Annotated in this window: 10 protein-coding genes; 5 read left to right on the plus strand and 5 right to left on the minus strand. The window is 72.0% G+C overall.

Annotated features, from left to right (window positions below; all coding sequences use genetic code 11):
• Positions 1-245: 245 nt before the first annotated feature.
• Together pgm and VF697_RS40280 are read left to right on the plus strand one after the other, a co-directional pair.
• Positions 246-1,883, plus strand: coding sequence for a phosphoglucomutase (alpha-D-glucose-1,6-bisphosphate-dependent) (gene pgm, locus VF697_RS40275; RefSeq protein WP_331103625.1), 1,638 nt, complete (start codon positions 246-248; stop codon positions 1,881-1,883).
• 272 nt (positions 1,884-2,155) lie between these two features.
• Positions 2,156-2,839, plus strand: coding sequence for a Coq4 family protein (locus VF697_RS40280; RefSeq protein ID WP_331103626.1), 684 nt, complete (start codon positions 2,156-2,158; stop codon positions 2,837-2,839).
• A gap of 1 nt (position 2,840) precedes the next feature.
• On the opposite strand, the gene trxA is transcribed toward VF697_RS40280, so the two are convergent.
• Both trxA and VF697_RS40290 read right to left on the minus strand, forming a co-directional pair.
• Positions 2,841-3,167, minus strand: coding sequence for a thioredoxin (gene trxA / locus VF697_RS40285; RefSeq protein WP_331103627.1), 327 nt, complete (start codon positions 3,165-3,167; stop codon positions 2,841-2,843).
• A gap of 128 nt (positions 3,168-3,295) precedes the next feature.
• Positions 3,296-4,207: a LysR family transcriptional regulator gene (locus tag VF697_RS40290; protein ID WP_331103629.1), complete on the minus strand. Its 912-nt coding sequence runs from the start codon at positions 4,205-4,207 to the stop codon at positions 3,296-3,298.
• A 133-nt stretch (positions 4,208-4,340) separates the two neighbouring features.
• Here VF697_RS40290 and VF697_RS40295 point away from each other — a divergent pair, with 133 nt between their 5' ends.
• On the plus strand, positions 4,341-4,772 hold the full coding sequence (locus VF697_RS40295) for a hypothetical protein (protein WP_331103631.1): 432 nt from the start codon (positions 4,341-4,343) through the stop codon (positions 4,770-4,772).
• Between the two features lie 21 nt (positions 4,773-4,793).
• On the opposite strand, the gene fdhD is transcribed toward VF697_RS40295, so the two are convergent.
• The 3 genes from fdhD to glp are packed head-to-tail and all read right to left on the minus strand — an operon-like array spanning position 4,794 to position 7,419.
• A complete protein-coding gene (gene fdhD, locus VF697_RS40300) occupies positions 4,794-5,672 on the minus strand; it encodes a formate dehydrogenase accessory sulfurtransferase FdhD (RefSeq protein ID WP_331103633.1) in 879 nt (292 codons plus the stop codon).
• Complete coding sequence (gene mobB, locus VF697_RS40305) at positions 5,669-6,184, minus strand: molybdopterin-guanine dinucleotide biosynthesis protein B (RefSeq protein ID WP_331103635.1); 516 nt, start codon at positions 6,182-6,184, stop codon at positions 5,669-5,671. Before mobB ends, fdhD begins: the two co-directional genes overlap by 4 nt.
• Complete coding sequence (gene glp / locus VF697_RS40310) at positions 6,184-7,419, minus strand: gephyrin-like molybdotransferase Glp (protein ID WP_331103636.1); 1,236 nt, start codon at positions 7,417-7,419, stop codon at positions 6,184-6,186. The genes mobB and glp overlap by 1 nt, the downstream gene beginning before the upstream one ends.
• A gap of 119 nt (positions 7,420-7,538) precedes the next feature.
• Here glp and mobA point away from each other — a divergent pair, with 119 nt between their 5' ends.
• Together mobA and VF697_RS40320 are read left to right on the plus strand one after the other, a co-directional pair.
• Positions 7,539-8,189, plus strand: coding sequence for a molybdenum cofactor guanylyltransferase (gene mobA, locus VF697_RS40315; RefSeq protein ID WP_331103637.1), 651 nt, complete (start codon positions 7,539-7,541; stop codon positions 8,187-8,189).
• A gap of 113 nt (positions 8,190-8,302) precedes the next feature.
• Complete coding sequence (locus tag VF697_RS40320; protein ID WP_331103639.1) at positions 8,303-8,845, plus strand: hypothetical protein; 543 nt, start codon at positions 8,303-8,305, stop codon at positions 8,843-8,845.
• Positions 8,846-8,943: the final 98 nt, after the last annotated feature.

The raw sequence follows: 8,943 nt of genomic DNA on the forward strand, positions 1-8,943 counted from the left end.
AAGGACGGTGGCGTCGGAAGCGGTGGCACGGGTGGCTCCGGCTACGAGGAGGATGACTCCCGGTTCCAGGGCAACCAGCAGTTCGGCGGCGACAGCTTCCCGAGCGACAACGAGCAGGTCAATCGCCCCCAGAACCGGGACTAGCGCGAGGCGCTCGCCGCGCACCGCCCCAGAGGCGTGAACGAGGCGACAGACAGCGAAAACAAGGGCACTGACAGCGGGTCACGCGGCGGTAGATTGGCCGCGTGGCCCATCCGCTCGCTGGCAAGCTCCCTCCCGAGTCCCTCCTCATCAACCCCGAGACCCTGCGCGCCCAGTACTACTCCGAGCGCCCGGACGTCCGTGAACCCGAGCAACGCGTGGCCTTCGGCACCTCCGGCCACCGGGGCTCGGCCCTGCGCCGCGGCTTCAACGAGCCGCACATCCTCGCGGTGGTGCAGGCCGTCTGCGAGTACCGCAAAAAGGAAGGCATCGACGGCCCGCTCTTCCTCGGCATGGACACGCATGCGCTGTCCGAGCCGGCCCAGCGCTCGGCGCTTGAGGTGCTCGCCGCCCACGGCGTGGAGGTGCGCTTCACCGACGGCGCCACACCCACGCCGGTCATCTCGCACGCCATCCTCACCTACAACCGCGGGCGCGAGCGGGGGCTGGCCGATGGCATCGTCATCACGCCCTCGCACAACCCGCCCGAGGACGGAGGCATCAAGTACAACCCGCCCAACGGCGGCCCGGCGGACACGGGCATCACCGGCTGGGTGGAGAAGCGCGCCAACGAGCTGCTCGGCGCGGGCAACTCGGGCGTGCAGCGCATCCCCTACGAGCGCGCCCGCACGGCCTCCACCGTGAAGACGTATGACTTCATCACCCCGTACGTCGCGGACCTCGGCAACGTGGTGGACCTGGAGGTGGTGCGCGGGGCGAAGCTGTCCATCGGCGCCGACCCCCTGGGGGGCTCGAACCTCGACTACTGGGAGCCCATCGCCGCGCGCTACGGCCTGTCCATCCAGGTGGTGAACAAGACGGTGGACCCGACCTTCCGGTTCATGCGCGTGGACCATGACGGCAAGATCCGCATGGACTGCTCGTCGCCCTACGCGATGGCCGGCCTGGTCGAGCTCAAGGACCGCTACGACATCGCCTTCGGCAACGACACGGACTCGGACCGGCACGGCATCGTCACCCGGAGCGTGGGGTTGATGAACCCCAACCACTACCTCTCCGTGGCCATCAGCTACCTCTACCGCAACCGCTCCGGCTGGAAGGCGGACACCGCGGTGGGCAAGACGCTGGTGAGCAGCAGCATGATCGACCGCGTGGCCAGGGACCTCGGCCGACGCGTCGTCGAGGTGCCCGTGGGCTTCAAGTGGTTCGTGGACGGGCTGCTGGACGGCTCGCTCGGCTTCGGCGGCGAGGAGAGCGCGGGCGCCTCGTTCCTGCGTCGCGATGGCACCGTCTGGTCCACCGACAAGGACGGCATCATCCTCGACCTGCTGGCCACGGAGATCCTCGCGCGCACGGGCAAGGATCCGGGCGTGCACTACCAGGAGCTGACGAAGAAGTTCGGCGCGCCGCTCTACACGCGCATCGATCAGCCGGCCACCTCGGCGCAGAAGTCGGCGCTCAAGAAGCTGTCGCCGGACGCGGTGCGCGCCACCTCGCTCGCGGGCGAGCCCATCCTCCAGCGCCTCACCCGCGCCCCCGGCAACAACGCCGAGATTGGCGGGCTCAAGGTGGTGACGGAGAACGGCTGGTTCGCCGCACGGCCCTCGGGCACCGAGGACGTCTACAAGATCTACGCCGAGAGCTTCCGCGACGCGAAGCACCTGGACGCCATCGTGGACGAGGCCCGCGGCATCGTCAGCGACGCCTTCGCGCGCGGCTGAACCTCGGGGCCGGGGAGGCCTCCCGGGCGCGCACTCGCGCAACTTGTACACTAAGTGGACAGGTTGGCGCACCGCGCGCCCGGGACCCCGGTCGCGGCACTCTCTGGGAACCCATGACGCTCCTCTACAGCCCCTGAGTTGCCGTCACGGTCGACCCCTTGCTTTCACCTTCAACGGAGTGCCGGCCCGCGGTTGAGCCGAGGGAGACGAGGAGGCCGTGTCCGACGGAGTGGTATGCTGACCGTCTGGAGTCCGAGCCCGCAGGAGCCTCGATGCAACAGAGTGCTTCGCAGTACCCGTCGCTTCCCGCCAACGCCTCCCTCTTCACCCGCATGCGGGTGGGGGTCGCCTCCATCCGGGTGCTGATGCGCAACCCCGCCGAGCCCGTCTACGGCATGCTCTTCCAGGACGCGCTCGACGGCGGCATGCTCACCGACATGGCCCGTGGGTTCGCGAATGTCCCGGCGGGCCGCCGCCTGCTGGAGCAGCGCCCCGAGCTGTGCCGGGGCCATGTGGACTTCGAGGCGCTCGCGAAGCTGCCCTCGGGGACGCTCGGGCGCGAGTTCGCGCGCTTCTACGAGGGCGACACGGGCGTCCAGCCCATCTTCACCCTCCCGCGCGAGATGAGCGATGGGCAGTACCTCGGCAAGCGCATGCGCGAGAGCCATGACCTGCACCACCTGCTCACCGGCTACGGCACCGACATGATGGGGGAGATGGAGCTGCAGGCCTTCCAGCTGGGCAACCTGGGCACGCCCACCTCGCTCTTCGCGGTGCTCGCGGGCTGGAGCAACGAGCAGGTGACGGTGCCCAGGCGCGAGTACCTGTGGCGGATTCGCGCCGCGTACCAGCGGGGCAGGGGCTCGCCGGAGATGGCGAGCATCCTGTGGGAGGACCACTGGGCCACCCCGCTGGAGCAGCTCCGGGCGCGGTTCTTCGCGTCCCGAGCGGCGTGAGTCAGAGAACCTGCTGCAGTGCGCTCTCCAGGCGGGCGCGTGGCACGGCACCGACAATCTGCCCCACCACCTTGCCCTGCTTGAAGAGGAGCAGGGTGGGCACCGAGCGGATGCCGTAGGCCTGCGCGGTGGCCTGGTTGTCGTCGATGTCCACCTTGGTCACCTTCACGCGGCCCTTGTACTGGGTGGCGAGCGCCTCCACCGTCGGGTTGATGGCGCGGCAGGGGCCGCACCAGGCCGCGGTGAAGTCGACCAGCACGGGCTCGTGGGCCTCCAGCACCTCGCGCCGGAAGTCCGGGTCATTCACGTGGATGATGTCTCCTGCCATGGCGTGTCCCTCTGTGCGGGCGTGGGGCCTGCGTGGCCCGTGCCCGACCTTTCACGCGGAGAGATAACGGCGGCGGGGGGAGCGGACGAGAGCCCGGCGCGCAATGGATTGTTCCGCGAAGAGCCCCATCACAGCGTGTCCCAGGGGAGCGCGGCGCTGCGCTGGGCGAGCGTCTCGAGGAAGACGCGCACCTTGGGCGGGAGCTGCCGGCCGCTGGGGTAGACGGCGTAGATGACGAGGCCCGGAGGCGTCACCGTCTCCAGCACGGGGACGAGCACCCCGGCGCGCACGTCGTCGGCCACCAGCACGGTGGGCAGGCGCACCAGTCCGAGTCCCGCCCGGGCCGCCGCGTGGCCGGCGCGAACGCTGGGCACCTGGAGCCGCCCGCTCACGGGCACCGTGCGAGCGCCCCGCGGGCCCGAGAAGAACCACACCTCCTCCGTGCCCGGCTCGGCGACGAGCACGCACTCGTGGCCCGCGAGCTCGTCCGGCGACTGGGGCGTGCCGCGCCGGGTGAGGTAGGCGGGGCTCGCGTAATAGCCGGTGCGCACCTGCCCGAGCCGCCGCGCCTTCAGCGACGAGTCCAGGAGGGGCCCGGGGCGCAGGGCCAGGTCGTACTCCTCGGCCACGAGGTCCACGTGCGCCTGGGCGAGCGACACCTCCACGCGTACCTGCGGGTGGCGCAGGAGGAACTCGGCGATGACGGGCGCGAGCAGCTCGCCGAGCAGCGAGAACGTGGCCACGCGCAGCGTGCCGTGGGGCGTGCCGCGCGACTCGCTCACCGCCCGGTTCACCGCCCGCGCCTCGGCGACGAGCCGGGCGCAGTGCGCGTGGTACTCGCGCCCGGACTCGGTGAGGCGCAGCCGGCGCGTGTTGCGCTCCAGCAGCCGGGTGCCCAGCCGCTCCTCCAGGGCCGCCAGACGCCGGCTCACCGTGGACTTGCGCAACCCCAGCCGTGTCGCCGCCGCGGTGATGCCCCCCGCGCCCACTACCTCGGCGAAGACGAGCATGTCATCGAGCAGCGGAGGGGTCGGGGACATGGGAGGGCGAGCCTACGCCTCCCTTCGCGCGCTTCCCCCTCATCTTCTCGCGAACAGGAAAAACAGGTATTCATTGACAACCAGTGAATCCTCTTCAGATGATGGACGCCCCCCTGTCCGAGAGGATGACCCCATGAAGAGCCTCCGCCTGCTGGTCGCGCTGTCCGCCCTGGTGCCCGCTGTCGCCTCGGCCGCCTCCGTCTACAACATCTGGGCGAACAAGCCCGGGACCCTCACCACGCTGGGGGCCACGCAGATCCCTACGTCCGTCGATACCTCGGTGAGCTGGAACACGAACACCCAGTTCGCGTTCGCCTTCGCCCGCGCCAAGACGAGCGCCGGTGAGACGTATGAGTTCCAGCTCGTCTCGGTGACCTCCGTCCTTCCGACGGATCGGGTCTACGGCACCTGGAACGTCACCCGCAACGGCATCGCGCTCTGCTCGCAGTGCGCGGGGTATGTCGCCGGGCTGAGCAGCGGTGCGGGCAAGCCCCTCACCATCTCCGTCGATGGCGGCAACTACCAGGTGAGCCCCATCATGACGAGCCGCTACGACATCTGGTGAGTCGCAGCGCGAGGGCCGCCCTCACCCTTCGCGCACGCGCTCGGGGTGGGTGTAGAGGTTGAAGCGCCCGTCGCGCACGAAGGTGGCGAGGGTGAGGCCAGCGCGCTCGGCGAGGTCGATGGCGAGCGCGCTGGCCGCGGACACGCTGGCCACCACGGGCACCCGGGCCACGGTGGCCTTCTGGATGATCTCGAAGCTGACGCGCCCGCTCACCACGAGCACGGTGGCGCGCGAGGTGGACGGCCGCGAGGCCCTTGCCGAGCGCAGCCCATGCTGGAGCAGCAGCGCGCCCACCACCTTGTCCACGGCGTTGTGGCGGCCCACGTCCTCGAAGGCGGCGAGCACCTCGCCCCTCTCGTCGAGTGCGGCGGCGGCATGGACGCCGCCGGTGCGGGCGAAGTTGGGCTGCAGGGTGCGCAGGTGCTCGGTGGCGCGGGCGAGCACGGAGGCGGCGAGCGCCGGCCCCGGTGGCACGGGCGTACACGAGGCCATCAAGTCGTCCACGCTGCGCCGGCCGCACACGCCACAGGAGGCGGTGGTGAGCGTGCCGCGCTTCGTGGCGCCCACCTTCTCCAGGTCGATGACGAGCCCGGGGGCGGGCGTCACCTCGACGATGTTGCCGTAGCCCTCCTCGCCGGGCCGCCCGCAGTGGGCCAGGGCCCCGAGGTCCTCGGCGGAGTGGATGAGGCCCTCGGCGAAGAGGAAGCCGGTGACGAGGAAGCGGTCCGCGCCCGGGGTGCGCATGGTGATGGCCAGGGTGTCCCCGCTGATGCGGATGTCGAGCGGCTCCTCGATGGCCACGGTGTCTGGCTCGGAGGGCGCGAGATGGCCTTCCCGGGTGTAGCGCACCACGGGCCGCCGGGTGACGCCCGGGGGGAGGGGACGCGTGTCCTCACTCATGGCCCCTCCGTCGCGCGCAGCACCCCGTCCCGGAGGCACTGCTGGAGGAAGTCGGCGATGGCGGGCACGTCATCCCGGGTGAAGCACTTCACCCCCTCGGGCACGGGTGAGTCCCCCACCACGGCGAGTACATCGTGGCGCGTGGCCGCGAGCAACGGCCCGAGCCCCTCGCGCCACACCTCGAGCTTGGGCAGCGGCCCGTGCTTCCACCCCTCGACGAGCACCAGGTCCACGCTGTCCGCGAAGCGGGCGAGCAGGGACAGCACGGCCTCGGGAGGCTCGGGGAAGGAGAGCTGGACGCCGGCCGGGTTGGCGAAGGCGACGAAGGTGGCACCGGACTCGGTGTAGCGCGCGGTGTCGCTGCCCCGGCGGTGGAGCGGGTGTGCGTCGGACGAGTGCTTCACCACGCCCACGCGCAGGCCGCGCTGGCGCAGCTCGGGCACGAGCCGCGTGAGGAGCGTCGTCTTCCCCGAGCCGGACCAGCCGACGACAGCGAGCGCGGGCGGTTGCATCAGGGCTCCACGGGGAGGAAGCGGGGCCGGTCGAAGCGCTCGAAGTCCACCTCGTCGCCGGGGGCGAAGTCGGCGCGGCCGGGAGGGAGGACGACATGGCCCTCGGCGCCGATGTTCTGGAGCATGTGTCCGCCGCCCTGCTGGCGCATGCGGGCCCAGGGCAGGCCGTCCCCGCGCGTTTCCAGGGTGGCGCTGATGAGGTAGGTGAGACCGGCCTGCTTGTCGCGCCCCTCCTCGAGCCGGACGCGCACGCGCTGGCGCTCCTCGGAGACGCCCTGGTAGCGCAGCAGCAGGGGCCGGGCGAGCTGGTCGAAGGCGACGGTGGCGGCGCCGGGCGTGCCGGGGAGCACGACGATGGCGGTGGTGCCGAGCCGGGCCACGGCGACGGGCTTGCCGGGCTTGAGGGCCACGCCGTCCACGAGGAACGAGGCGCCCAGCTCGGCGAGCACGCGCTTGACGCGGTCCTTCTCGCCCACGGAGGCGCCGCCGGTGGTGATGAGCACCTCCGCGCCGTCGACGAGCCGCTTCAGCACGGCGCGCAGCTCCGCATCCTCGTCCCGGGCGCGCTCCAGGGCGACGACCTGGGCACCGGCCTCGCGGGCGAGGGCGGCGATGAGGACGAGGTTGCTCTCGTACACCTGGTGGGGGAGGGCGCTCTCCCCGGGAGACACGAGCTCATCCCCGGTGGCGAGCACGGCGACGCGGGGCGGAGGCCGCACGAAGACGTGGGTGTCCCCCAGGGAGGCGAGCACGCCGAGGACGGAGGCATCGACGCGCTGGCCGGCCCGCAGCAGGGGCGTGCCGATGTGGAGATCCTCCCCGACGGAGCGGATGTCCTTGTGGGGCGGGACGGAGACGCAGACGTCGACGAAGCCCTGGCCGGGGACGGTGGCCTCCTGGCGCACGACGGCGTTGGCCCCTTCCGGAAGGGGCGCGCCGGTGAAGATGCGCGAGGCCTCGCCGAGACGCAGGGGCCGCGAGGGCAGGTGGCCAGCGTAGACGGTGTCGACGACGCGCAGGCGGGTGGGACGGTCGCGGGTGGCGCCGGCGGTCTCCTCGGCGAGGACGGCATAGCCATCCATGGCGGAGACGGGGCAGCCGGGGAGCGAGCGCGAGGCGACGACGTCCCGAGCGAGGAAGCGGCCGAGGGCCTCCAGGAGGGGGACGGGCTCGGGGGGAGCGGGGCGGAGCGCGTCGAGGGCGACCTTCCGGGCGGTGGCGAGCGGGGTGAGCATGGGGGAGGAGTCGTCCGGCGAGCTTTAGCGCGAGGGGGAGGCGGGCGGGGGGCCGGGGAGAAGGTAGCCTCTCCCAGCGGACGGAGCACGGGGAGACGCGAGGCGCGAGGAGGCACGGCGTGAGCGAGCGGAGACGAAGCGGGCCGGAATTCCCGGAGGTGACGCTGGCCGTCATCGCGGGCGGGCGGGGCGAGCGGCTGGGCGGGGTGGCCAAGGGCCTGCTGGAGGTGGAGGGGCGGCCGGTGCTGGAGCGGCTGCTGGAGCTGGGGCGCCTCCTCGGAGACGTGCTGCTGGTGGCGAACGACCCGGCCCCCTACGCGCGCTTCCACCTGCGAGGGGTGGAGGACGTGGTGCGCGGGAGGGGAGCGCCGGGCGGGGTGCACGCGGCGCTGGAGGGCGCGCGGACGGAGTGGGTGCTGGCGGTGGCGTGCGACATGCCCTTCGTGACCGAGGCCGCGGTGCGCGGGCTGCTGGAGGCGCGCGGCCCGGAGGTGGACGCGGTGTGCTTCACGGTGGGCGGCCGGGTGGAGCCGCTGCTGGCGCTCTACCGCAAGACGCTGGCGGGCCCCTGGGGCGAGGCATTGAGAGCGGAGGAGCCCTCGCTGAGAGGCCTGCTGTCCCGCTGCCGGGCGAAGCTGCTGCCCGAGGAGGCCCTGCGCGCGGTGGACGCGGAGCTGCGCTCGGTGGTGAGCGTGAACACGCCGGAGGACCTGTCCCGGCACGGAGCCATCCTCCCCTCGCCTGGGCTCCGAGGCAACGCCGGGAACTGAAGGGGCAAGAGGGGTTGCCTCGATGGGACACGGGTAGTCCCCGGAGCCGACGAGGTGCACCCTTGCTGGGAGGGCCGCTGTCAGGCGCGGCGCTCATGCACAGGGGGTGCGCCATGACGACGAAGAGCTCTCGGGTGACGATCGACCATGAGGAGATCCGCGAGTGGGCGGAGGCGCGGTGTGGCCGGCCGTCGATGGTGACGGGGACGGGAGACGGCGAGCATACGGGCATCCTGCGGATCGACTTCCCGGGCTACTCGGGAAGGAAGACGCTGGAGCCCATCTCGTGGGACGAGTTCTTCACCAAGTTCGAGGAGAACAAGCTGGCGCTCGTGTACTCGGCGCACGCGCACGGGCACCGGAGCAACTTCAACAGGCTCATCGCCCGCGAGACGGTGGACCTGGAGACGGGCGAGAAGGTGGGGCCCTCGCGCCATCACCAGAAGCTGGCCGAGCAGGCCCGGAAGGCCACGCCGCGCCGGGCGAGCCGGGGCGTCGTGGTGGCGAGCGGCGAGCGGCGGGCCCCTCGGAGCGAGGCGGCGCGGACGAGCGCCTCACACGCCAAGACGAAGGGAGGGGGCCCGCAGCGGGGAGGCGCGAGGCAGAACCCCGAGCGTCGCGGCACCAGCCGGGGCGGCGGCGCGCGGAGCCACTAGGCACCATTTCCAGGGCAGGAAAGGCCCGCGAGTCGGGTAAGGTGCCCCTCCCCTGAATTCTCTCCCCGAGGGATGGGGAAGGTAGCGCAGCCGCTATG

Source organism: Archangium sp. (assembly GCF_036388035.1).
Classification (GTDB): Bacteria; Myxococcota; Myxococcia; order Myxococcales; family Myxococcaceae; genus Archangium.